Origin of the sequence: Nonomuraea rhodomycinica, from assembly GCF_013363995.1 — a bacterium.
Lineage (GTDB): Bacteria > Actinomycetota > Actinomycetes > Streptosporangiales > Streptosporangiaceae > Nonomuraea > Nonomuraea rhodomycinica.
On the sequence record NZ_JABWGO010000003.1, the window covers coordinates 281867 to 306049 of the forward strand.

Annotated in this window: 20 protein-coding genes; 5 read left to right on the top strand and 15 right to left on the bottom strand. The window is 74.1% G+C overall.

Features of this window, described 5'->3' with window-relative positions; all coding sequences use genetic code 11:
- Positions 1 to 43: 43 nt before the first annotated feature.
- On the bottom strand, positions 44 to 2740 hold the full coding sequence (locus tag HT134_RS17085; protein WP_217707969.1) for an alpha-L-rhamnosidase: 2697 nt from the start codon (positions 2738 to 2740) through the stop codon (positions 44 to 46).
- Between the two features lie 248 nt (positions 2741 to 2988).
- Between HT134_RS17085 and HT134_RS17090 the strand changes: the two genes are divergently transcribed.
- Positions 2989 to 3894 (top strand): AraC family transcriptional regulator, encoded by a 906-nt coding sequence (locus tag HT134_RS17090; RefSeq protein WP_175601362.1) that lies wholly within the window; start codon positions 2989 to 2991, stop codon positions 3892 to 3894.
- Here HT134_RS17090 and HT134_RS17095 read toward each other — a convergent pair.
- Positions 3891 to 4889 (bottom strand): ArsR/SmtB family transcription factor, encoded by a 999-nt coding sequence (locus tag HT134_RS17095; RefSeq protein WP_217707970.1) that lies wholly within the window; start codon positions 4887 to 4889, stop codon positions 3891 to 3893. The two genes, HT134_RS17090 and HT134_RS17095, sit on opposite strands and share 4 nt — an antisense overlap.
- A 128-nt stretch (positions 4890 to 5017) precedes the next feature.
- A complete protein-coding gene (locus HT134_RS17100) occupies positions 5018 to 5629 on the bottom strand; it encodes a TetR/AcrR family transcriptional regulator (protein ID WP_175601363.1) in 612 nt (203 codons plus the stop codon).
- 74 nt (positions 5630 to 5703) lie between these two features.
- Between HT134_RS17100 and HT134_RS17105 the strand changes: the two genes are divergently transcribed.
- A complete protein-coding gene (locus tag HT134_RS17105) occupies positions 5704 to 6399 on the top strand; it encodes a carboxymuconolactone decarboxylase family protein (RefSeq protein ID WP_175601364.1) in 696 nt (231 codons plus the stop codon).
- A gap of 29 nt (positions 6400 to 6428) precedes the next feature.
- On the opposite strand, the gene HT134_RS17110 is transcribed toward HT134_RS17105, so the two are convergent.
- From HT134_RS17110 to HT134_RS45650, 4 genes are read right to left on the bottom strand one after another with little or no spacing between them, the layout of a single operon-like run.
- On the bottom strand, positions 6429 to 7634 hold the full coding sequence (locus tag HT134_RS17110) for a hypothetical protein (RefSeq protein WP_175601365.1): 1206 nt from the start codon (positions 7632 to 7634) through the stop codon (positions 6429 to 6431).
- 40 nt (positions 7635 to 7674) lie between these two features.
- Positions 7675 to 8946 carry an ABC transporter substrate-binding protein gene (locus HT134_RS17115; protein WP_175601366.1) on the bottom strand — a complete coding sequence of 424 codons (1272 nt, stop codon included), beginning with the start codon at positions 8944 to 8946 and terminating at the stop codon, positions 7675 to 7677.
- 40 nt (positions 8947 to 8986) lie between these two features.
- On the bottom strand, positions 8987 to 9811 hold the full coding sequence (locus HT134_RS17120) for a carbohydrate ABC transporter permease (protein WP_175601367.1): 825 nt from the start codon (positions 9809 to 9811) through the stop codon (positions 8987 to 8989).
- The gene (locus HT134_RS45650) at positions 9811 to 10755 is read right to left on the bottom strand and encodes a carbohydrate ABC transporter permease (RefSeq protein ID WP_312888183.1); all 945 of its coding nucleotides are present in this window, start codon (positions 10753 to 10755) and stop codon (positions 9811 to 9813) included. Before HT134_RS45650 ends, HT134_RS17120 begins: the two co-directional genes overlap by 1 nt.
- 278 nt (positions 10756 to 11033) lie before the next feature.
- Between HT134_RS45650 and HT134_RS17130 the strand changes: the two genes are divergently transcribed.
- Entirely contained in the window at positions 11034 to 12098 is a 1065-nt protein-coding gene (locus tag HT134_RS17130; RefSeq protein WP_175601368.1) for a LacI family DNA-binding transcriptional regulator, read from the top strand.
- Positions 12099 to 12193: 95 nt separating this feature from the next.
- On the opposite strand, the gene HT134_RS17135 is transcribed toward HT134_RS17130, so the two are convergent.
- From HT134_RS17135 to rbsD, 3 genes are all read right to left on the bottom strand, one after another.
- Positions 12194 to 14398, bottom strand: a complete 2205-nt coding sequence (locus tag HT134_RS17135) for an NACHT domain-containing protein (protein ID WP_175601369.1) — start codon at positions 14396 to 14398, stop codon at positions 12194 to 12196.
- Between the two features lie 134 nt (positions 14399 to 14532).
- Entirely contained in the window at positions 14533 to 14922 is a 390-nt protein-coding gene (locus HT134_RS17140; protein WP_175601370.1) for a PPOX class F420-dependent oxidoreductase, read from the bottom strand.
- Between the two features lie 51 nt (positions 14923 to 14973).
- A complete protein-coding gene (gene rbsD, locus HT134_RS17145; protein WP_175601371.1) occupies positions 14974 to 15363 on the bottom strand; it encodes a D-ribose pyranase in 390 nt (129 codons plus the stop codon).
- Positions 15364 to 15507: 144 nt separating this feature from the next.
- Between rbsD and HT134_RS17150 the strand changes: the two genes are divergently transcribed.
- Positions 15508 to 15831, top strand: coding sequence for a DMT family transporter (locus HT134_RS17150; protein WP_175601372.1), 324 nt, complete (start codon positions 15508 to 15510; stop codon positions 15829 to 15831).
- Entirely contained in the window at positions 15828 to 16376 is a 549-nt protein-coding gene (locus tag HT134_RS17155) for a TetR/AcrR family transcriptional regulator (protein ID WP_217707972.1), read from the top strand. The genes HT134_RS17150 and HT134_RS17155 overlap by 4 nt, the downstream gene beginning before the upstream one ends.
- Positions 16377 to 16382: 6 nt before the next feature.
- Here the strand turns inward: HT134_RS17155 and HT134_RS46995 are convergent, their stop codons facing one another.
- The 5 genes from HT134_RS46995 to HT134_RS17180 are packed head-to-tail and all read right to left on the bottom strand — an operon-like array spanning position 16383 to position 23995.
- Positions 16383 to 20141, bottom strand: coding sequence for a glycosylhydrolase-like jelly roll fold domain-containing protein (locus tag HT134_RS46995; protein ID WP_175601373.1), 3759 nt, complete (start codon positions 20139 to 20141; stop codon positions 16383 to 16385).
- Positions 20138 to 20944: a DeoR/GlpR family DNA-binding transcription regulator gene (locus tag HT134_RS17165; protein ID WP_175601374.1), complete on the bottom strand. Its 807-nt coding sequence runs from the start codon at positions 20942 to 20944 to the stop codon at positions 20138 to 20140. Before HT134_RS17165 ends, HT134_RS46995 begins: the two co-directional genes overlap by 4 nt.
- Positions 20941 to 21774 (bottom strand): carbohydrate ABC transporter permease, encoded by an 834-nt coding sequence (locus HT134_RS17170; protein ID WP_312888184.1) that lies wholly within the window; start codon positions 21772 to 21774, stop codon positions 20941 to 20943. Before HT134_RS17170 ends, HT134_RS17165 begins: the two co-directional genes overlap by 4 nt.
- Entirely contained in the window at positions 21771 to 22703 is a 933-nt protein-coding gene (locus HT134_RS17175) for a carbohydrate ABC transporter permease (protein WP_175601375.1), read from the bottom strand. The genes HT134_RS17170 and HT134_RS17175 overlap by 4 nt, the downstream gene beginning before the upstream one ends.
- Positions 22700 to 23995 carry an ABC transporter substrate-binding protein gene (locus tag HT134_RS17180; protein WP_175601376.1) on the bottom strand — a complete coding sequence of 432 codons (1296 nt, stop codon included), beginning with the start codon at positions 23993 to 23995 and terminating at the stop codon, positions 22700 to 22702. The genes HT134_RS17175 and HT134_RS17180 overlap by 4 nt, the downstream gene beginning before the upstream one ends.
- Between the last annotated feature and the right edge of the window lie 188 nt (positions 23996 to 24183).

Genomic DNA, 24183 nt, shown 5'->3' on the forward strand with positions numbered 1-24183 from the left:
CTCCTTGCCGGTCGTCGGGAGCGGTCAGGTCGTCGGGGCCGGGTCAGAGGGGCGCGGTGAAGGCGTAGTCGCCGGAGGCAAGCTCGACGGCCAGCACCCCGCGCCACTCACCGGCCACCCGCACTCCCTCGGCCGCCTCGACCGGCAGGCCGCCCTCGCGCACGGCCGCCGCGTCGCGGGTGGGGACGTGCAGGACGGCCGTCGCGCCCGGCGGCACGGACACCTCGACGGTGACGTGGCCGTCCTCCAGGCGCCAGCCGCACGCGACGCGGCCGTACGGCGTCTCCTGGTGAGCCCGTGCCCAGCTCAGCCGGCCGCCGACGGTCGGCCGCAGCAGCAGCCGCCGGTAGGCGACCGAGCCGGAGTCCTGGTCGATGCCGGCGACCCGCCCGTACAGCCAGTCGCCCACGGAGCCGAGCGCGTAGTGGTTGAAGGAGTTCATGTTCGCCGACTGGAAGCCGCCCTCCTCGGTCCAGCCGTCCCAGCGCTCCCAGATGGTGGTGGCGCCGTGCCGGATGGAGTAGCACCACGACGGGAAGTCCTCCTGGTGCAGCAGCGCGTACGCCAGGTCGGCGTGGCCGTGCTCGGTCAGCACCGGGCACAGCAGCGACACGCCGAGGAAGCCGGTCGTCAGGTGCCGGCCCCGGGCCTCCACGTCGGCGGCCAGGTGAGCGGCGGCGGCCGGCACGAGGTGGCCGGGCAGCAGGTCGAAGGCCAGCGCGAGCAGATAGGCGGTCTGGGTGCCGCCGGCCACCCGCCCGTCCGGCCCGACGAACGCCTCGACGAACGCCTCCCGGATCGAGCGGTGCAGCTCGGCGAGGGCGGCGGCGTCGTCCTTGCGGCCGAGCACGGCGGCGGCCTGCGCGGTGAGCTGGGCCGAGCGCGCGAAGTAGGCCGTGGCCAGCACGTCCCTGGGCGTCTCCACGCCGATCTGCAGCCAGTCGCCGTAGTGCTTGCCCACGCGCTCGCGCCAGATCAGGTCCGGGTTGTGCCTGCGGACGTGCTCCACCCAGGCCGCCATCGCGTCGTAGGAGCGTTCGAGCACCCGTACGTCCCCGTACAGCCGGTAGAGCTGCCACGGGATGATGACGCCCGCGTCGCCCCAGGCGGGGGCGCCCTCGGTGGTGACGCAGATCTTCGGGGCGACGTCCGGGAACGCGCCGCCGGCGTCCTGGGCGCCGACCACGTCGCGCATCCAGCGGGCGAAGAACGCGGCGACGTCGGCGTTGCGCGCGGCCGTCGGCAGGAACACCTGGGCGTCGGCCAGCCAGCCGAGCCGCTCGTCGCGCTGCGGGCAGTCGGTGGGCACGGCGACGAAGTTGCCCCGCTGGCCCCACACGATGTTCGCCTGGAGCTGCGTCACCATCGGGTCCGAGCAGTGGAACTCGCCCGTCGCGGGCGTGTCGCTCATGAGCACGACGCCGGTCACGTCCTCGGCGCGCAGCGGACCGGGCACGCCGCTGACCTCCACGTAGCGGAACCCGTGGAGGGTGAAGCGCGGCTCGAACACCTCCACCGGCTCCCCGGCCGCCACGTAGTGGTCGGTGGCCTCGGCGGTGCGCAGATTGTCCAGGTACAGCTCGCCGTCGTCGAGCATCTCGGCGTGCCGCAGCCTGACCGCGGCGCCGCGGGGCAGGCCGCGCAGGGTCAGGCGGACCCGGCCCACCATGTTCTGGCCGAGGTCGGCGATGTGGCGGCCGTCGCCGCGCGGCGTGACCGATACGGCGGGCAGCTCCGCCACCACGCGCACCGGCCGATCGGCGCTCGCGGTCAGCGCCGACAGGTCGCGGTCGAGGACGGCGGCCGGGGCCCAGCCGCGGTCGTCGAACCCGGGCGCGTCCCAGCCCGTCGCGGCCAGGCGCGCGTCGTGGCGCTCGCCCATGAGCAGGTCGCTGTAGACGAGCGGGCCCTGCCCGGCGCGCCAGGCGCCGTCGGTGGCGACGACGCGGCGCGAGCCGTCGGCGTGGTCCACGACGAGCTGGGCGAGGAACTGCGGCGCCGTGCCGTAGTGCAGGGCCTGGCGGCGGGCGTCGAAGCCGACGTAGCCGCTCCACCAGCCGTCGGCGAGGGTCGCGCCGATCACGTTGTCGCCCTCGCGCAGCAGCTCCGTCACGTCGTGCGCCTGGTACGGGACGCGCTCGTGGTAGTCGGTCCAGCCGGGGGCGAGCTCGTGGTCGCCGACCCGCCGGCCGTTGACGGACAGCTCGTACAGGCCGCGCGCGCTCACGTACACCCGGGCCCGCACGACCTCGCCCTCGACCCGGAAGGCGCGGCGCAGCAGCGGGCAGGGCGCCAGCGGGCGGGTGCGCTCGGTGCGGTCGTCGTCGCGTGGCGGGTCGGCGACGGCGACGAGCGTCGGGTCGGGACCGATCCAGGCGGCGCTCCAGTCGTCGGCGTGCAGCAGCCCGGTCTCGAACCAGGACGTCGCCTCGCCCGACGGCGCGCCGGCTGCGTCCCACAGCGAGACCCGCCAGTGGTAGCGGGTGCCGGACTGCAGCGGAGGGCCGTCGTAGTGGACGTACGGGGTCTCCGGCGGCTCGACCAGGTCGGTGTCCCACAGCAGCCGCGCGGGATCGTCGAGGTCCTCGGGCCGCGCCGCCACCCGCAGCCGGTACGCCGCGGGGGCCTCGCCCCGCGCGCCGGAGGCCGTCCGCCACGACAGGCGCGGGCGGGGCTCGCCGAGCCCGAGGGGTTCCTCCAGGAGTTCGCAGGTCAGGCCGTACGGGGTCAGGCTGGGCACGATCGTCCTTCCTCTGCCTGTCGATGCGGGAGCGCGCGGGCGTTTCCCCGCGGCCGGAGCGCGGGGCGGGACGGGGAGGCTGCGGAAGGAGGTCCGTCGTACCGAGGCCGCGGGTGTGACCGGCTCGTGTCCGGTGTGTCGATGAGCGGACAGGAAGCATCATCCGAGGTGGTGCGGCTTCGCAGATAGCACGAAAGGCGTCTGACTTGGAGGAAATTGACCTGATCTGCGCGGCTAGGGTGGCCGATGTGACGGGATCGCCGCTGAAGATGACCCGCGGGCTGCTCCACTTCGACGACGGCTCGCCCGCCTACGCGCGCCGCTACGCCCACGAGGGCGAGGAGCCCGTCCACACGCACAGCTTCGTCGAGATCGCCGTCGTCGTGGGCGGCACCGCCGTGCACCACTCCCTGTCCGGGCGGCACGAGCTGGCCGCCGGCGACGTCGTGCTGCTGCGGCCGGGGGTGTGGCACGGGTACGAGCGGTGCGCCGGGCTCGACCTGTACAACTGCTGCGTCGGCACCGACCTGCTGCGCGACGAGCTGTCGTGGACCCGCGAGGACGCCCTGCTCGGCTACCTGCTCTGGACCGGCCCGCACTCCCTGCAGCGCCGGGGCGTGCTCACCGCCCACCTGGACGGGCACGACCTCGCCCTGTCCGTCGGCTACCTGGAGCAGCTCGACCGGCTCCGGGACGGCAGCATCCGGCGCCACCGGGCCGACGTGATCGGCTGGCTGTCGCTCTTCCTCGGCCTGCTGTCCCGCACGGTCGGCTCGGTCCGGGACGACGACGCCGCCGAGGCGGCGCTGACCCACCCGACGGTCATGCGGGTCGTCCGGATGGTCGAGGCCGACCTGGCCCGGGAGTGGACGCTGGGGGAGCTGGCCGGGACGGTCGGGCTCAGCCCCGCGTACCTGGTGCGGCTGTTCAAGTCGGCCACCGGGCTGCCGCCGATGGCCTATCTCGCGCGGCTGCGGGTGGAGACCGCGGCCGACCTGCTGCTGCGCACCGACGAGCCGGTGACCTCGATCGCCCAGGCGGTGGGGTGGGCCGACCAGAGCTACTTCGCGCGGCGCTTCAAGGGCTACTACGGGCTGAGCGCCACGACCTACCGCACCCGCTTCCGCACGCGGGTGGCCCGGCCCCCGGGCTAGGCGATTAGGCCGGGCCGCCGGCCGTCGAGGAGGGCGGCGCCGAGGTCGGTGACGGTGTGGACGACCGCCTGGCCGAGGCGGTGGCTGGTCACCAGGCCGGCCTCGCGCAGGGTGGTGGCCTGGCGGCTGGCGGTCGAACCGGGGATGTCGAGCTGGCGCGCCAGCTCACCGGTGGTGCAGTCGCCGTGGGCGATGGTCTCCAGCACCTGGGCCCGGGTCGGCCCCAGCAGGCCGGTGAGCGCCGGGCGCCGGCCGGGCGCGTCGCCGTGCGCCCAGGCGGGGTCGTGCTCGATCGGGTAGACCAGCACCGGCGGCAGCTCGGGGTCGCGCAGCGTGATCGGGGTCCGCCGGCAGAAGAACGAGGGCTGCAGCACGAGCCCCCGGCCGTGGAGGTGGATGTCGTGGTCGGCCGGATAGGACAGCTCCAGCGTCGGGAAGCTCCACCGCGCCGACGGGTGGAGCGTGGAGAGCACCGCCTCCCAGCCGCCCTCGACCAGCACGCGGCCGCGGCGGCTGCGCTCCTGGGCCACCTGCGCGCGGATGCGCGGCCAGTACGGCGACAGGCACGCCTCGAAGTAGGCCTCGGCCGCGCCGGCGACGGCGTCCAGCGTCCGCGGGCCGCCCGCGGCCAGGCCGCCCAGCCAGCCGGGCAGCCGCCTGCCGGGATGGCGCCAGGACAGCTCGACCAGGTCCATGCGCAGCCGCTCGCGCGGGGTCCGGCGCAGGGCCTCGGCTCCCGCCGCGATCGAGCCCCGCTCGGTGCGCGGGGTGAGGAAGTCGACGGCGTAGCCCCGCGTGGGCACGAGCGTCGTCAGCATCCTGGTCGCCGCGGGCGCCTTCGCCAGCGCGTCCTTCTTCCACTGGCTGAAGACGATCGCCCCCTCGCGGCGGCGTAACCGGTAGAGGCTGAGCATCACCTCCCACATGGCGTCGCAGCCGGGGGCGATGCGCGTGCGCGCGAGGTCGTCGCCCGTGAAATGGATTCTCAGCACCATGGAGTCCCCCGTTCGACGTGCCGCGGCACCGGGCTTTCGCGCCCCTGCCCGGCTCGGTGCGCCCCGACGCGGACATCTCCTACGACGCCGATGATCGCCCCCGGGTTCGCCGCGGCGGGGGCCGCGCGTCAGGCGGAGGCGGGGGTGAGGCCGACGAGCTTGGCGAGGAACCGGTCGACCTGCTCCTCCAGCGGCGGCCAGGCCACGTCGGGCTGGTTGACGCGCATCGACACGGCGCCGTGGACCGCCGCGCGCAGGTCGAGGGAGACCGTCGCGGCGTCCCCGTCCGGGGCGAGCCCGGCGTCCATGCAGCGGCGCACGGCGGCGGTGGTGCGCTCGGCCAGCTCCTGCTTGAACGCCATGGCCGCGCGCTGGTTGAGGGTGCTCTCGTGCAGCACCTTGTACAGCCCGGGGTGCCTGCGGACCCACTCGCCGAGCACCAGGACGCGGGCCCGGAGGGCGCCCGCCGGGTCGGGCGCCGCCGCCTCCGCCTCGTCCACGGCGCGCACCAGGTCGGCGTGGAAGCGTTCCAGCGCGGCCAGCACCAGCGCGTCACGGTCGTCGAAGTGGATGTAGACCGAGGTCGCCGCGATGCCGACCGCACGCGCCACGGCCCGCAGCGAGAGTGCCTGGTCGTCGCCGAGCTCGTCCAGCAGCCGGACGGTGGTGGTGACGATCTCCTCGCGCAGCCGCTCGCCCTGGCCCCGCGGGTTGCGCCCGCGCCCGCCGCTGTTGTCCATGGCGCCCCATTGTAGGACCACAACTGTTGGGCTACAGTCGTAGCGCTACAACCGTTCAGTCATGGAGGACACTCATGGACCACCCGGCCGACGTGCGGATGAAGGAGCTGGACCCGGTGTTCGCGGAGATGAGCGCCGCCACCTACCGGGCGCTCTGGGACGAGCTCCCCGAGCTGACCACGAGGGAGAAGATCCTGCTGTCCCTGGTCGCCGACGTCTGCGAGCAGACCCTCGGCGTGCCGTTCGAGGAGCACGTGACGGCGGCGCTGGAGCACGGCGTGCCCGCGGCGGACCTGCGGGAGCTGCTCCGCTTCATCGCCTACGACAGCGGATACCCGGCCGCCCGCTCCGCGCTCGAACGGCTGGCCGGCATCGAACGGGCCCGCGGCCTGGACGGCGCCGGCGAGGAGGGGCACGAGGTGGACGCCGACGGCACGGGCAGCCCGCTGCCCGCGTCGATGGTGCGGGCCGTGCGCGGCCTGGACGAGCCGTTCGCCGCGTACATGGCCCTGCAGTCACGGATGCGCGGCGGCATGACGCGGATCGCCGTGCGGGAGCGCGCGTTCGCCACGATGACCGTGGACGTGCTCTACCAGACGCTCGACGAGAGCTTCCGCGCCCACGTGACCCGGGCCCTCGGCGCGGGGGCCACGCCCGAGGAGCTGCGCGCCGTCGTGCGCTTCTCGGCGCTCTTCGGGCTCACGCGGGCGTGGCGCGCCCTGCGCGTGCTGGACGCGCTGCTCACCGAGACCGGCTCGGTCTACGCCTGACCGCCGCCTGAGGTCCGCTGTCCCGGGCGTCAGCCGATCTCCGCCTTCCGCACCACCTCCAGGGTGGCCGCCAGCTCGGCGGCGGGCACGAAGTGGCCGAAGGTGTCGTTGGCGAAGAACGAGACCCCGGCCAGCGACGCGGCGTGCCCGGCCAGCACCTCCCGCTGGTAGCGGTACGTCCGGCGGTCGTCGAGGTAGGTGCGGTACCAGTACCAGGGGTCCACGAAGTCGAGGCCCAGCAGCGGGCGCGGCCCGCCCAGCGCGGCCTTGCTCAGCAGGTTCGGCACGATCTCCGTGCGCTCGACCAGCACGGCGAACGTGCTCACCAGGATCGCGTCGAGGCTCCGGTACGCGGCGTCGGTCATGCCCCACGCCGACCGCTCCACCTCGGCCCGCCAGTAGGTGTCCATCCAGTACACCAGGCGCTCGCCCATGGCCGCCCGCAGCCGCAGGAAGAACCGTTCGATCCCGGCGGAGCGCTCCGGGGTGGGCGGCGGCGCGTTGTCGGGGTGCCAGAAGCCCACGAGCCCGAACTGGTTGCCGAGCAGCACCCCGTCCAGGCCGAAGTCGCCGGTGAACGCGGCCGTCTGGGCGGCCACGAAGTCCCCGGCGGGCAGCCCGGCCGGGATGCCGCCGGGGAAGGCGGCGTACCGGCGCCCGTCGGCGGCGAGCGGCGCCGTCACGTCGATCACCCCCGGCACCAGGTGCCCGCCGGCGTCGGCGGCGCTCGCCGCCACTTCCGGATGCAGGACCGTCTTCCACTCGCTGCGGCAGAACTCGGGCCCCGGCTCCAGGTACTCCAGCAGCCGCACCCGCAGTCCCCGCGTCCGTGCCTCGGCGCGCACGGCCGCGTAGATCCCGGCCAGCGTCTCGTAGTCCATCGGCTGCTCCGACAGCGTGAACATCGGCCCCGCCGAGTACGGGTTGGCCGAGCGCTCCCCGCCGTCGCGCACCCGGGCCAGCCAGTCGCGGTTGTGCGCCCGGGCCATCGCGGCGGGCCCGCCCGGGCCGAGCGCGAAGCAGTTGTAGCGGGCCCAGTCGAAGCGGTCGTCCCACGCGTGGCGGCCCGCGTAGTTCAGCACGTGGTCGCCGTTGCCGGCGCAGAACACGAGCGTCAGGGTCCGGTCGAGCCAGCCGGCGTGGTGGTCGAAGAACGCCGCCACGCCGGGGGCGGGGTCACGCAGGTCGTCGAAGATCTTGGGCGTGATCCACAGGCACGCCTCCATGGCGGTCATGGCTTCCTTCGAGGTCGGGGATCGAGCGGTCTCGGGGGTCTCACCGCGCGGAGGCGAACGCGTCGTCCATGCGCCTGAGCACGCCCGGCACGTCGACCGTCCCGTTGAACAGCTCCTGGATCGAGGTCAGGTGCTCCTGCTGGACCTTGGGGCCGGGCCACGCCTGGTCCGGGTAGAGCGTGGACCGCCCGGCCTCGACGGCGTCGAGGACCGGCTGCTGGAGGGCGTCGGCCCGGAAACCGGGGGCCGACAGGGCGGGGCTGCTGCCCGAGGCCGTCGCGTACAGCGCCTGGCCCTCGGGCGAGGCGAGGAAGCGGATGAACCGCCTGGCCAGCTCGGGGTTCCTGGCCTTGGCGTTGACGCCGTAGACGATGCCGACCGAGACGGGCAGGTAGGTGCCGGCCGCGCTGTCGGTGGCGGGGAAGGGCGTCATCGAGAACGTCGTGCCGGCCGGGGCATACTCGCGGGCCGACTGCACGGCCGACAGCACGTGCACCACGCCCAGGGCCTGGCCCTGGCCGAACATCCGCATCTGCTCGTCGTAGCCGACGCCGTTGGGGCTGTCGTTGAAGCAGCCCTGGTCGCGCATCCGCACGTACTTCTCCAGCGCCTGCCTCCACGCCGAGCCCGCGAAGCTGGCCTTGCCGTCCTTCTGCGCCTGGGTGAAGCCGGGGTTCGGGCCGTAGACGAGGGAGGCGGTCAGCGCGTACGGCACGAGCTGGGTCACCCAGGCCGACTTGAGGCCGAGGGCGAACGGCACGACGCCCTTGGCCTTGGCGTCCGCGCAGAAGCGCAGCACCTCCGGCCACGTCGTCGGCTTGGCCAGGCCGCTCGCCTGGAGCGCCTGGTCGTTCCACACCGCGCCGATGGCGCCGATGGTCACCGGGACCGCGACCACCTTGCCGGCCGGGTCGCTGGTGACGGCCTTGAGGTCGGCGCTCAGGCCGCCCGCCCAGTCCTCCCCGGACAGGTCGGCCAGCATGCCGTCCTTGCCAAGGTCGCGCACGGCCATGGTGTTGCCGCCGCCGGGCCACAGGCGGAAGACGTCCGGGGCGGTCCCGGAGGAGAGCTGCGTGCGGATCTGCTGCTGGTAGGAGGCGTCGTCCTCGGTGAAGGTGGTCTTCACGGTGACGCCGGGGTTGGCCTTGCGGAACGCCTCGATCGCGGCCTTGGCCGGGCCCTGGCCGGCCGCGGCCAGCGTGAGCACCTGGCCGGGCCCGCCGGCGCCGGCGGACCCGGTGCCCGAGGTGGAGCAGGCGGCGGCCGCGAGGGCGAGGCAGCACGCGGCCGTGAACACGGTGAACGACTTCATGACGGTCTCCGGAGTCGGGGAACAGGGGGGTGTGGGCGGCTCAGCCCTTGAGGCCGCCGGCGAAGCCCTTGATGATGTGCTTCTGCAGCGCGAAGTACAGGACCAGGATCGGGATGACGCTGATCACCAGGCCGGCGAAGATGAGGGGCCACTGGGAGACGTACTGGCTGACGAAGCCGTAGATCGCCACCGGGGCCGTGGTGGTGTCGCTGCCGCCCAGGTAGAGCAGCGGGGTGAAGAACTCGTTCCAGATGCCGACGGCGTTGAGGATCACCACGGTTCCGGTGACCGGCCGCAGCAGCGGGAAGACCACGGTGACGAACGAGCGCACCGGGCCGCATCCGTCGAGCAGCGCCGCCTCCTCGTAGTCGAGCGGCAGCTCGCGCAGGAACATCGTGTAGAGGAAGACCGAGAACGGGATCTGCTGCCCGACGTTGACGAGGACCACCGCCCAGAGCGTGCCGAGCAGCCCGAGGTCGCGCATGGTCGCGTACAGGGGGAGCAGCGCGAGCTGCCCGGGGACGAGCAGCCCGCCGACCAGGAGCGAGAATGTGGCCCGCGACCAGCCGCGCGTCACGCGGGCCAGCGGGTAGGCGGCCGCGGCGGCGAGGGCGATGATCAGCGCGACGCTGACGACGGTGATGACGAAACTGTTGGCCAGCGCCGCCCCCAGGCTCGCCTCGTTCCACGCCCGCGCGTAGTTCCCGAGCGTGGGCGGCCAGGCGAAGGCCAGCGCGCCGCCCCGGCTGTCCTGCGGCTTCAGCGAGACGTTGAGCAGCCCGGCCAGCGGCACGAGGAACAGCAGGGCGAGCAGGACCAGCGTCGCCTCGCGGACGAGGGTCCGCCAGGTGTAGCGGGCGTCCATCAGGAGCTCCTCCTCTGCGTCAGGCGGAACTGGACGCCCGCCAGCACCGCGATGACCGCGGTCATGACGACGGCCAGCGCGATCGAGAAGGGGTAGTCGCCCAGGGAGAAGGCGCTCTTGTAGATGGCTGTGGAGATCGTCTCGGTGGCGGTGCCGGGACCGCCGCCGGTCATGGCCATCACCTGGTCGAACTGCTTGAGCCCGCCGATCAGGCAGAGCATCACGTTGATCACGACGGCGCCGTTGAGCAGGGGCAGCACGACGTGGCGGAACCGGCTCCACGCGCCCGCCCCGTCGATCGTGGCCGCCTCCAGCACCTCGGCCGGGATCGCCTGGAGCCCCGCCAGGTAGATGACCATCGAGTAGCCGGCGAACTGCCAGACGATCTCGGCGACGACCGCGTACAGGGCCGTGCCGGGGTCGCCCAGCCAGTCGTGCGCCAGCGCCCCGAGCCCGGCCGCGCGCAGCGCCTCGTTGAGCGCGCCGTCGGGCGAGAGCAGGAAGCTCCACACGTAGCCCGCGACCAGCGGCGTCAGCACCACGGGCGCGAAGAAGACGACGCGCAGCACGTACCGGCTCCTGACCACGCGGTTCACGCCGAGGGCCAGCAGCAGCCCGGCCACGTTCTGCGCGACGGTGGCCGTGGCGGCCAGCAGCAGCGTGTTGACCAGCGCGTCGCGGGCGGCGCGGTCGGCCAGGACGTCCGCGTAGTTGCCCAGGCCGACGAAGGACCAGCCGGGCCGCAGCCCGTTCCAGTCGGTGAAGGAGAACACGGCGCCGTTGACGCTGGGGACGACGACGATGAAGACGTAGACGGCGACCGCCGGGACCACGAACCACCACGGGGCCCGCACCCCGGCTCGCTGTCCTCGCGCGGTGGGGGAGGTGCGGGCGGCGGGCGCCCGCGCTCCGGGCGGTGTCGTCGTCGCGTGCGGCACGGCCACGTGTGACTCCTCTCGCAGATGGGTGCCGGGCCCGATGGAGCCACGGGGGGATGAGGTCGGGATGCGTGGACGGGGAACGTCTGCCGGGCTGTCGCCGGCCGACTGCCGGGGCGCGCCCAGGTGACGTGTCGTGAATCGCCGTGAATCGATTCACGAGCGTGTCGAGCAGATTACGAGGGGCCGCCGGGCCGTGTCAACGGTCCGACGGCGGCTTCGTGAATCCATTCACGCGCGCTAGGCTGACCGCGACCTCCACCCGCACGACGACGAGGAGCGCGATGACCTCCCCGCCACGGCGCCCCAGGGCCGTGAGCTCCGTCCCCACGGTGGGCGACGTCGCCGCCCGCGCCGGCGTCTCGCGGGCGACCGTGTCCTACACCTTCACCCAGCCCGACCGCGTCTCGCCCGACCTGCGCCGGCGCGTGCTCGCCGCCGCCGACGAGCTCGGCTACGTCGGCAACGACGCCGCGCGTCGGCTGCGCGCCGGCCACAGCCTCGCCCTGGGGCTGCTCGTCTCCAGCGCCGCCAACCCGGTGTACGCGGAGATCGCGGCGGGCGCCGAGGCGGAGGCCGCCGCGCACGGCCGGTTCATCCTGCTGGCCAACAGCGACGAGAGCGCCGAGCGGGAGCGCGCCTACCTCAGCTTCTTCGAGTCGCAGCACGTGAGCGGCGTCATCGCCGCCCCGGTCGGCGACGTGCCCGCCGAGCTGCTCGGCCTGCGCAGCCGGGGCACGCCGTTCGTCCTCGTCGGCGTCGCGCCGGGCCCGCACAGCTATCCGGCGATCTCGGGCGACAACGAGCGGGGCGGCCACCTGGCCGCCGCCCACCTGCTGGCCCAGGGCAGGCGGCGGCTGCTGTTCGCCGGAGGCCCCCACCCTCACGTTGACCTGCGGCTGGCGGGAGTGCGGCGGGCCGTCGCCGAGTCGGGGCAGCCCGCCTCGCTGGAGGTCGTCCGGGTGGGGGTGCAGACGGCGAGGGTGGGGGAGGAGGTGTCGCGCACGCTCCTCGAACGGCCGGAGCGCGACTTCCCCGACGGCATCGTCGCGGGCAACGACCTGCTCGCGCTGGGCCTGTTGCACGGGCTGATCGTGGCCGGGGTGCGGGTGCCGGAGGACCTCTCGCTGGTGGGGTACGACGACATAGAGTTCGCCGACTTCGCGATCGTGCCCCTCACGAGCGTCCGCCACCCCTCGGCGGCCCTCGGGGCCGGCGCCGTCCGCCTCCTGCTCGGCATCGAGGACGAGCAGGACATGCAGGGACGTTTCGAGCCCGAACTTGTCGTCCGTGCCACCTCCCTGCCGATCGCCGGGCCCCAGCCGGTCTCGTCGCCGCCGATCGGCTGAGCCGAGTCGTCTCCTCCCGCTGTCCGTCCCTCCGGATGCTCGGCTCGTGAATCGATTCACCAGCATCATGGCGTGCGCGGGCCCGTCGGCGACGTTCACTGAGCCGTCGTGGGCGCGGCCCCCGCCGAGCCGGAGACCGCCGGTCCCACCGCCGCGGAAGGCGGGTCGTCGGCGGCGGCGGCGAGGTGGTCGTGCAGGGCGGCGTGGCGGAACTGGTAGACCGGCCCGACGGCGCGCAGCAGCCCCACCCGGTGGGCGTCGTCGAGGAAGTCCATGATGCGCCAGGGGAGCCTGCGGGCCAGGGCCTCCCGGCCCACCGCGATGGCGCAGATCAGCCACGCGCGGTGGGTCCCCGTGCCCAGCCCGCTGCTCACACCCAGCACGAACCCCATGAGGAGACCGGTCACGAGTCCCTCGACGGGGCTGGACGAGAGCCCGACCAGCAACCCGTACACGAGCCCGGCGGAGACGCCGACCGCGAGCACGCGCAGCAGCACGAGGCTCCGGTCGGCCCGCCAGCTGGAGCGGGGCGTGCTCGTGGAGGTGAGCGTGGGGTGCTCCGCCCAGGCGATCAGCCCGAACGCCAGGGCGAGCGCGAACCCGATCAGGAGACTGATGACGGCTCCGCCGATCAGCAGGTCGGTGAAGTCGTCGAGACCGCTCGTGACGACCGACGCGAAGATGCTCCCGATCAGGATCCAGAACCCGGTCGTGAGCCCGTCCCAGAGCTTGCCCCTGATCGAGCGGAGCAGGAGACGCGTCCGTCCGCGCAGGCGCAGGTCGGCGTGGCCGGGGGTCTCGGCGGCGAGGGAGCCGGCGGCGCCGCGCGCCACCAGGAGCAGAAGGGGGCCGAACACGAGCCCTGTCAAGAGTCCGGCCGTGAGGGTGGACTGGAGCCCGACGGCGACGCCGTTGGCGAGCCCGGCCGTGAGCCCGAGGGCGCCGACCGTCGCCCGAAGGCGGGGGACGGTGCCGGCGATGCGCCACCAGGCGAGGTCGCGTCCGGCGTCCGGCGGGAAGGCGCGGGCCAGGTAGGTGAGGTAGCGGCGGGTGGCGTCCGGATCGAGCCGCCGGCGCGGGCGGAAGGGGTCCGCGGGGCCGGCGCCGGGCGGCCGGGCGGCGATGAGGGCCGGAATGAGCCGGTCGAGCAGGTGGCCGCGCAGCGCGGCGGTGTCGCCGCCGAGGGGGCCGGTGAGCAGGGCGGGATCGGCGCCGGGGGCGATGGTGACGCTGCGGATCAGCCACAGGCCGAGCGGGGTGGCGGCGAGCCGGGTGAGGCCCGGAAGGGCGCGGGAGCGCAGGGCGGTCAGGGTCTCCTGCCAGGCCGGGGAGGGGGAGGCGGGCAGGCACGCGGTCAGGTAGTCCGCGGCGGCGTCGGGGGTCAGCGCCCGGGGCGCGATGACCGCGGCGGCGGTCAGCGGCCGGCCGGCCTGGCGGACGGCGGTGGCGAACTCGGCTGTCCGGCTGGTGAGCACGAGCTGGTCGCGGGCGTCCAGCGAGGCGTTGAGAGCGTCGATGAGCCGGGCCGCGGCCGGCTCGGGCATCTCGTCCAGGCCGTCCAGGACCGGCAGGACGTGCCCGCCCTCCACCAGCGCGGCGGCGGCGCCGGGACCGAGCTGGGGCGCGGCCAGCGCCGGGTGGTCGCGTAACAGGCGGACGGCCAGCCAGTCCTGCAGGCGCGGGTGGACCTCGACGTCCCAGCCGGAGACCGGCAGCAGCACCGGGACCGGCACGATCTCCCCGGTGGCGCCGGCCGAGTCGGACTTGCGGGTGGCGAGCAGGTGGAGCAGCAGTTGCACCGCCAAGGTCGTCTTGCCTGAGCCCGGCCCGCCGGTGATGACCAGCCGCCGCCGGGGCAGGTCGCGGAACGCGCGGGCCAGCGCCGCGACGTCGTCGCTGCGGCCGGTGAAGGCGGGCTCCCGCCCGGCGGTGATCAGACGGGGATGGCTCATGACCGACGCGTCGGCGGTGAGCCGCCACAGGACGGGGATCGGCACCGGGTCGTCCAGCAGCCTGTGCCGGGCCTCGGTGCGCCACTGCCGCTCCACCTGCCCGGCCAGCACCTCGGCGGCGGCCTCCACGTCGGCGTCGATCCGGGCGGCGGTGTCCTGCGCGCGCCGGGCCCAGGCCGCCATCCCCCTGATGGCGGTGGCCGCGGTCAGCGCCAGGGCGACCACGTCGGCCAGGTTGGGTCTCTCGTCCGGCCTGTAGGCGCCCCACACCTTGAGCACCAGCACGACCACCGCGAGGGCGGCCAGCGCCGCCACCACGATCCGCCAGTCGAACCCGCGTCGGCTCACGCCGCCATCGTCGCCGCTGAGGGGGGCGTTCGCGAGCGAATGCCGCAAAGTCGTGGGCCTGGCGCCCGCGGGACCTCCGACGGACGGGCCGGCGCGCTCGCCGCCCGCCGACCGGCATCACACCGTGCGGGTCGTCACACCGTGCGGGTCGTCCGGGGTCCGTCGAGCCCCCACGAGATGATCTTGCCGGGGGTGATCGTGATGATCTCCCGCGAGAAGTACGGCACCGGCGGCTCGTGGTCGGTCAGGGCCACCGCCGAGCCCCGGATCTCGATGCCGCGCACCACCCACGGGTCCACCGAGGCCAGGTCGTCCACGACGAGGGACACGGTGCTGCCCTGCTGGACGTTCCTGAACTTCTTGGACACCCCCAGCGCGTGCCCGCCGATGGTGATCGTGCCCGAGGCGGCGTCCACGAAGAAGTTCACCGGGTTGTTCTGCACGTCACCGGAGGGGGAGACGGTGGCCAGGCGGCCGATGCGCTGCCCGGCCAGGTAGTCGAGTTCTGCCTGCGTGAAGATCATGCGGGCCAGTATGCAAGGTTGACACCCGGCGTCAATCAAACCCGGCGGCGCTCAGAAGGGGACGCCGCAGTGCAGGACCACGTTGGCGTAGGGACGCGCCTCGCCCGTGCGGACCACCAGCTCGGCGGCCCGGCCCAGCTCCTTCAGGCGCTCGTGGGGCACGTACGCCGGCCCCGGCAGCCGCGCGCGCAGCAGGGCGTCGCATGCGGGGTTGGCCTCGCGCACCTCCTCGGCGGCCGTGGCGCCCTCCACGACCAGCTCGGCGAGCAGGCCGTCCAGCACCGTCTCGAACGCCGGGACCCCCGGCAGGAACGCCAGGTCCACGATCTCGGCGCCGCGCCGCAGCGGCATGCCGCTGTCGCAGACCAGCACCCGGTCGGTGTGCCCGAGCCGCGCGAGGGCCCCCGCGAGGGCGGCGTTGAGGATGCCGCCGCGCTTCACGGGGCGCTCCGCAGTGTCCGCATGAGGCGACCGTACGCGCCCGGCTCGGGCAGGCCGCGGAGCGACACCCTCCGACATTCCCGGACGTACGCGGACTAGTACGCTTGTACATGTACGAATGTACTACTTCTGGAGACCATCGCCATGATGTACGCGTTCCTGGCCCTGGCCATCGTGGCCGAGGTGGTGGCGACGAGCCTGCTCAAGACCACCGAGGGGTTCACCCGGCTCTGGCCGTCGCTGGGCTGCCTGGCCGGGTACGGCGCCGCCTTCCTGCTGCTCACCCAGGCCCTGGAGCGGGGCATGCAGGTGGGCGTCGCCTACGCCGTGTGGTCGGGCCTCGGCACGACGCTCATCGTGGTCATCGGGATGCTCTTCCTGGGCGAGCCGCTCACCGCGGCGAAGGTCGCCGGCGTGGCCCTGGTGGTGGCCGGGGTCGTCACGCTCAACCTGGCGGGTGCGCATTGACCGGCCGGCGCAACCCCGGAGAGCGCCGCCGCCGGATGATCGAGGCCGCCTGCGAGCTGATCCCCGAGGTCGGGGTGAACGGCCTGACGCACCGGCTCGTCGCCGCCCGCGCGGGCGTCCCGCTGGGGGCGACGACGTACTACTTCGCCTCCCTGGACGACCTGGTCGCCGCCGCCCTCGCGCGCGCCGCCGAGGTCACCGAGGAGGGGCTGTGCGCCTGGAGCGAGGAGCTGGAGCGCAGCGCGGACGTGCCCGCCACCCTCGCCGCGCTCACCGCCGACTACCTGCGCGAGCGCGACCGGATGGTGACCTGGAACGAGCTCTACGCCGCGGCCGCTCACCGGCCCGAGCTGCGGCCCCTGGCCCGCCTGTGGCTGGACGGGCTGACCAGGAGCCTGAGCGGGTACGCGGGCGCCCGGGCGGCCCGCGCCGCCGCGGTGTTCGTCGACGGGGCCCTGCTGTACTCCCTCATCAACGACGAGCCCCTCGACGCGGAGTCGCTGGAACGGTCGCTGGCCGCGCTCCTGGGCATGGACGCCGCCTGAGCCGCGCTACTCCTCCGGCAGGACGAGGCGCACCGGGCCGAACAGCCCCGTCACCCGCTGGCCGGGGAAGACGAAGTGGGTGGGGCTCACCGCGTCCAGGTGCGGGGCGAGCGTGCCGAACACCTCGACCTCCACCGTGTTCTCGCCCGGCCGCAGCGCCGCCCCCACGTCGAACCGGTACGGCGAGCAGACCCTCACCCCGCACGGACGGCCGTTGACCCGCACCTCGGCCGTGCCGCGCACCCGCCCCAGGTCGAGCACCCCCGAGCCGGGCGGCCCGGCGGGCACCGTGACGGCGCGGCGGTAGCGGACGCCTCCGCTGTACTCCGGCAGGCCGGTCCGCTCCCAGTCGCCCAGCTCGATCGGCCCCGGCCCGGCGTCGAACTCGACCGGCCCGGTCAGGATCGCCCCGCCGGCGTGCCCGGCCTCGGTCTCCACCCGCAACGTCGCCGTACGCGGCCCCGCCGCCCCGCCGAGGGGCACGTCCAGCAGGCCCGTGCCCTCCGCGACGGGGTCGCCGTCCAGCAGGAGCACGGCCTTGCCGCGCAACGGCACCCGGACGGCGGTGGCGCCCGGCGGCACCTGGAAGCGCAGCCACTCCACCCGCCCCGCGGCCCCCTCCTCGCCCAGCACGGCGCGCAGCACCACGGGATCCGCGCCGGCGCCCGACAGCCAGGAGGTGTCCGGGAGAGGGTGCGGGCGGCGCGGCAGGTGCAGGGCCGCCGGGTCGAGGTACGGGGACCGGCGCACGCGGGCCGGCGTCCGCACGCCGTCCCGGACCGCCTCCCAGCCGGGGCCGGACGTCGCGCAGCCGTCCACCAGGACCGGCTCGGAGCCGTCGCCCACCCGCACCGTGACCACGTTCGGCCCCGGCCGCAGCGCCCCCGCCACGTCGTAGCGGCGCACGCGGGGCTTGCGCTTGTCGGCGTACGGGTCGAAGCCGCCCTGACGGCCCAGCTCGACGCCGTTCACGAGGACCCGGCAGGCCGCGGTCGAGGCGACCTGGAGCGTGGTGCCGCGCGGGACGAACGTCGCGGTCAGCTCGGCGGGCCCCGCGGGGCCGGCGATCCACTCGGGCCGCAGGTACGCCTCCGGGTCCGTCACGACCGCGACATGGGCGCGCAGCGTCGCCCCCGCGCCGTCCGCCCCCGCGCCGTCCGCCTCCTCCGGCGCGAGCCGCAGGTCCAGCACGTACGTGCCGGGGGACAGGGGCTCCCGGGCCACGGCGAGGTGGCCGCGGTCGGCGAGCGGGACCGACGCGCCGTCGATCCAGGCCGCCTTGGCCGCCGCCGCCCCCACCGCGAGGTACGCCCGGGCCGCCGGGTCCGCGGACGCCGGGACGGTCAGCTCGCACCGGAACCACGCGGCGCGGCCCGCCGGCACCCGGCCGAAGTCCAGGAACTCCTCCGGGACGTGCCCCTTGGGGCCGAGGGTGACCCGGTGGATCGGGTCCTTGCGGATCCCGCGCGACACCGAGAACACCGCGGCCCGCCGGTCGGCGGCGGGCGCGGGCGCGGGCGCGGTCACGTCGTCCGGCGTGAGGTGCCAGAGCCCGTGCGGGCCGAACGTGGCGTACGCGGGCCGCCAGGCGTCCTCCCCGTCGAGGCGGTGCTCCACCTCCCACCGGCGCAGCACGGGCCCGTCGTGCCCGAGGTCGCCCCAGGTGTCGTCCAGGGTCGGCACCGGCTCCATCTCCCAGCCCGCCCCGAGCTCCACGTCGCGCGTCCCGGCCGGTACGGCCGGCGGGGGCGCCGGCGCCTCCTCACCCGTGAACACCAGCAGCGCCGCCGGGCCCGCGTCGAACGGCACCACCGCCTCCACGCCGTCCCCGTCCACCGCGCACGGCAGCACCCGCGTCCCGCCCGTGAACGGGTCCACCAGCACCGGCGCCCCCGCGACGCCCCGCACCCGGACCGGCATGCCGGCCGCGTACCGGGACGGGTCGAAGTCGATCGTGGCCGAGTCCCAGCCCTGGTCGGCGCCCCGCGCGTCGGGGTGCTCCACCGCCACCCGGCTGGCCATGGGGAAGGCGGCCTGGAGGTAGACCAGCGTCGCGCCGTCCACCTCGCGCACCAGCGGCGGAACAGGGGCCTCCACGCGGCGCAGCGGCGACAGCAGCGGCCCCAGCGCGTCCACCGACGGCGCGAACCGGGCCAGCTCGCGCAGCGGCCCGTCGGGGACCGTCTCCACGGCCACGACCAGGCCGCCCCGCTCCGCGAACGCGACCAGCGCCCGCTCGGTGTCCGGCTCCAGGACCGCGCAGGCGGGCAGGACGACGGCCGCGTACGACTCCCCGGCCACCTCCAGCCGCGCCCCCGCGCCCCCCGCCCCGGGAGCGCCGGACCGGACTTCGGCGCGCTGGAGCGAGTCGTCGTCGATGACGTCCGCGTCCAGCCCCAGCTCGTCCAGCACCCCGGGCACCATCCGGAACCACGCCATGTCGCCCACGAGCCGCCGGTACACCTCCTGCGCCCGGCCCGCCTCCGCGCCGGCGCCGTCCAGGCCCGTGAACGCCTGCGCGGTGGCGGTGGGCAGCAGCACCGCCACCTCGCACGCGTGCCGCCCCAGCGACAGCGCCGCGCACAGCCGCGTGACGGCGTCGGCGAAGACGCGGTGGTGCCGCCAGTACGGCTGCCGCCAGTCGGTGGCCGGGGGCGCCCACTCCCACCAGCCGCCCTTGGTCGTGTAGTACACGGCGTGCGGGTTGTAGAGCGTGGCGCCGGCGCGCAGCCAGGGCAGCAGCCAGTCGAAGGTCTCCTCCAGCGTGCCGCCCCAGCCGCTGGAGTGGAACGCCTCGATCCAGGTGCGGGGACGGCCGTACAGGTGGGCGAGCGAGGAGTGGATCCGCGCGTCCCCGTGGTGGTCGGAGCCCGGCGCGCCGAACCAGCGGTGCGTGCGGGCGTAGTCGGCGTACAGCTGCACGCCCTCCACGGGGTGGCCGGCGCGGGCCGGGTCCTGCTGGTCGCAGCCGCTCACCAGGCCGTGCCGCTCGTGCCAGGCGGCCAGCGGCCGGAAGAACGCCTCCTCGGCCAGCTCCGCCCGCGTCCGGTGGTAGTCGCGCCGCACCCGCCCCGCGTCCGGCCCGCCCCCTCCGTCCCGCCACAGCACCGGCAGGTGCGGCGTGAGGTCGTAGCCGCGCCGCCGGGCGAACTCCGCGGCGAAGCCGTCCGACCAGGTCGGGATCGACGGCAGCTCGTCCTGGAACGAGCCCGCGACGACGCCCCCCAGCCGATGCCCGAGCCGGCGCTCGAACTCGCCGTGGACGCGGTCGATGAGCGCCGCGCACGCCTCCTTCGACAGGTAGTCGAAGCCGCGGGTCGTGACCGTGCCGTCCGCCGCCAGCCAGCGCCCCGCGAAGCGCGGCTCCTCGTCCACCAGCCGCGCCTGCAGGTCCGCGCCGGAGAAGCCCAGCTGGTCGTAGAACCACAGGCGGATCCCCAGCTCCTCGGCGTCGTCGCACACCTGCTCCAGCAGCGTCCACCACGCCTCGGAGAAGAACGGCGGGTCGTCGGCGTCGGAGCCGAACATCGGCCCGGACGGCGCCAGGTTGAGGATGACGAGGTTCCACACGCCGCCCTCGGCGAACCGTTCGAGCTGCCATCGCAGCCGGTCGCGGCGCAGCGGCTCCCCGCTCCACCACCAGATCGCCGCGGGCGAGTAGGCCCGCGGCGGCTCGGCCAGCACCCGCGCCAGCCCGGGCGGAAGGGACGGCGAGGACGGCGAGGAGGGGGAGGAGGGGGAGGAGGGGAGGGACGGCGGGGTCATGGCGCCTCCGGAGGGAGCAGGGCGGCAACGTCGAGGGACCGGGTGAGCTGGTCGAGCTCCTGCAGCGCCTCGGGCGCGGCCCCGGCGTCCACGATGACGCGGTCGAACGCCTGGAGCCGCGCCACACGGTACAGCGCGGTCCGGGTCAGCTTGGTGTGGTCGGCGAGCAGCACGCTGCGCGTGGCCGAGGCCAGCATGGCGCGCTTGACCGGCACGATGTGCTGCTCCTGGTGGTAGGCGTAGCCGCCGGTCACCGCCGAGGTCGACACGAAGCACAGGTCGGCCTGCAGGGCGGCGATGGCGTCGGTGCAGGAGACGCCGAGGAAGGAGTTGTGCAGCACGTCGTAGTCGCCGCCCAGCGCGATGAGCCGGATCCCGGGCATGCCCGCGACCAGCTCGATCGTGGTCAGGAAGTTGGTGACGACGGTCAGCGGCGCCAGCGCCTCCAGGCGCCGCGCGAGGGCCAGGCTGGTGGTGGAGTCGTCGAGCATGACCGCCATGCCCGGCTCGACCAGCTCGGCCGCCCGCGCGGCGATCGCCTCCTTCTCCGCGCGCATCGACCGCTCGCGGAAGGAGACGTTGCTCTCGAAGACGCTGGACGGCTGCGCGGTCACGCCGCCGCGCAGCTTGCGGACCAGGCCCTGCCGTTCCAGCTCGTTCAGATCCCGGTGGATCGTCATCAGGCTGACCTGGAACAGCTCGGCCAGCTCGCCCGCCGTGATGTCGCCGCGGGCGAGGATCTGCTCGGCGATGGCCTCCTGCCGCCTCGCCGGGCCCAGCCGCGGGCCGCCGCCGTCGATCATCCCTTGAGCCCGCCCGCGAAGCCCTTGATGATGTGCCGCTGGAAGACGAAGTACAGCACCAGGATCGGGGCCACGGCGATGGCCAGGCCGGCGAAGATGATCCCCCAGTCGGAGGAGTACTCGCCGACGAAGGAGAACACCGCCACGGGCACCGTCTGCTGGGCCGTCCCCGACACGTACAGCATGGGGGTCAGGAAGTCGTTCCAGATGAACAGCGCGTTGAGGATGATCACCGTGCCGGTCACCGGGCGCAGCATCGGGAAGACGACCCGCCGGAACGCCTGGAACGCCGTGGCGCCGTCCACGTAGGCCGCCTCCTCGTAGGCCCGCGGCAGCGCCCTGAGGAAGCCGCAGTAGAGGAACACGGTCAGCGGCAGCTCGTGCCCGGTGTAGAAGACGATCAGCGAGGTGTACGTCTTGAGCAGCCCCGCGTCGCGCATGAGCTGGTACAGCGGGATCATGCCGAGCTGCAGCGGGATGACCAGCCCGAGCACGAACAGCAGGAACACGCCGTAGCCGAGGCCGCGCTTCCACCGGGCCAGCGCGAACGAGGCCAGCGACCCGGTCAGCACCAGCATCATCACGCTCAGCGAGGTGACGACGGTGCTGTTGACCAGCGCCTTGCCCATCTCGGCCGACGACCACGCCTCGGCCAGGTTGCCCCAGTACACCGGGAAGGGCGGCGCGAGGACGTCCGCGGCGACGTCCTGGGGCCGTTTGAGCGCCACCATGAGCAGCACGTACAGCGGGAAGACGAACGCGACGGCGCAGCCGGCCATCACCAGTTCGAGCAGCAGCCCGCGCCCGCGGCGGGCGGCCGGGCGGCTCACGCCTCCACCTCCAGCCGGCGCAGCATCTTCAGCTGCAGGAAGCTGACGAACGCCACGATCATGGTCAGCACCAGCGCCAGCGCGGTGCCGTAGCTGTAGTCGTTGAGCACGAACGCCTGCTTGTACATGGTGAGGGAGAGGGTCTCGGTGGCGTAGCCGGGACCGCCGCCGGTCATGGCGAACACCTGGTCGAACAGCTTCAACCCGGTGATCATGGTGAGGACCAGCGTGATCGTCGTGGCCGGGGCCAGCAGGGGCAGGGTCACGTACCGGAAGCGCTGCCAGCGGGCGGCGCCGTCGAGCGCGGCCGCCTCGTACAGCTCCTTCGGCACGCCCTGGAGCCCGGCCAGGAAGATCACCATGGACAGCCCGGCGTGCTGCCACACGATCGCGACGACGACCGACCACAGCGCCAGCGACTCGTCGCCGAGCCAGCTCTGCTGGAGCCCCTCCAGGCCGAACGCGGCCAGCAGCCCGTCGAGCGGCCCGCCGGGGGAGTAGACGTACTTCCACAGCACGCCGATCACCAGCGGCGGCAGCACGGCCGGGGCGAAGAACAGGGTGCGCAGCAGGTTGCGTCCCCGGATGGCGGTGTCCAGGGCGAGCGCGAGGGCCAGGCCGATCACGTTCTGCACGATCATGAGGGCCACGGCCAGCAGGACAGTGTTCCCCAGGGAGCCGACCGCCTCGGCGTCGCCGAGCAGGCGGCCGAAGTTGGCCAGGCCCACCGGGTTCACCCGCGAGCCGAGGCCGCTCCAGTCGGTGAACGCGTACACGGCGCCGGCCAGGCTCGGGTAGAGCACGACCAGCCCGTAGAACAGCAGCGCGGGCACGACGAACAGCCATCCGCGGCGGGGCCCCCGCCGCCCGGGGCGGGCGGCGGAGGCGTGCCGGCTCCCGGCGGGAGGGCGCGAGAGCTGCAGGGTCATGAGCTCTTCTTCTGGTACGACTCGTCCATCTTCTTCAGCGCGTCGTCGACCGTCGTGGAGCCGGAGAAGAGCTGCTGGCCGGCCGTGAGCAGCGTCTGCTGCACGACGGCGTTGGGCCAGGTGTGGTTGGCGAACGGCACGTTGCGCCCGTCCTTCAGGAACGGCAGCAGCGGCGCGAGCGTGGGGCTGACCTTGTCGGTGGGCACGCCGTCGAGCCCGGGCACGCCCTTGGCCGCCGCGCAGAACGAGGCGATGTTGGCCGGCTGGGCCAGGAAGTCGAGGAACTTGCGGGCCTCGGCCGCCCGCTCGCTCTTGGCGTTGACCCCGAACAGGTGGCTCGGCGAGGCGGGGATCATCGTCTTGGCCGCGTCGTCGCCGCCGGGCGCGGCGAAGACCCCGAACTCGGCCTCGCCGCCCGCCGCGTAGCCGGCCATGAGGGAGAACGTGCTGGTGACGAGGTTGACCATGGCGGCCTGGCCGGAGGCGACCGCCTTCATCGACTGGTCGAGGGAGACGCCGAGCGGCTTGTCGTCGAAGAAGCCGCGCTTGTTCAGCTCCAGGATCTTCTCCAGCGCCTCCTTCCAGCCCGCCGAGGCGGCGAAGGTGGTGGCGCCGGAGGCGAGCTTGGCGTCGAAGCCGGGGTCGGCGGCGTAGACGGTCGTGGCGGCCAGCGCGTACGCGGTGAACTGGATCGTGGTGGCGTCGGCCATCCCGAGCGCGATGGGCGTCTTACCGGCCTTCTTGATCTTGTCGCAGACGCCGAGCAGCTCGCTCCACGTCGTGGGCGGCTCCAGGCCGAGCTCCGTGAAGATCTTCTTGTTGTAGAAGGTGCCGATGATGGCGCGGTTGGTGGTCAGGGCGTAGGTCTTGCCGTCCACCTGGCAGAGCGGCCGGAAGCCGGCCGGCATCGAGCCGGCCCACGACGCGGCGGACAGGTCGGCGAGGAAGCCCTGCGGGGCGAGGAGCTTGACGGCGGTCGGCTCGCCGCTGCCCGGGCCGACCCGGAACAGGTCGGGGGCGGTGTTCGAGGTGAGCCGGGTGCGGATCTGCGAGCCGAGCTGGTCGGTGGCCATGTAGGTGGGTTCGAACGTCACGCCGCTCTGCTTCTCGTAGGCGGCGAGGATCGGGGAGAGCGGGGCGCGCTGCTCGTTGGTGGCGCCGAGTGTGAGCTTGCCGGTGTCCTCACCGCCGCCGCCCACGAAGCCGCAGGAGGTGAGCAGGCCGCCGGACGCCAGGGCGCCGGCGCCGAGCACACCGATGCGCAGGAAGTCGCGCCTGGTGGAAGTGGTCATGGTGCATCTCCAGGGGGGTGTCCGAAAATCGGAGGAGATCGCGTCGTCGACGCGGGCATTAACACTGGCATGTGATAGATCACGGTGTCCAGTGTTAAAAGCTGAGAGACAAGCGCGTCCGAGCAGGGCCTGGAGCGGCTTGGAGTGCCGGGAATGCGGGCTCGCAGAGCCGCCGCCTGTTATTTTTC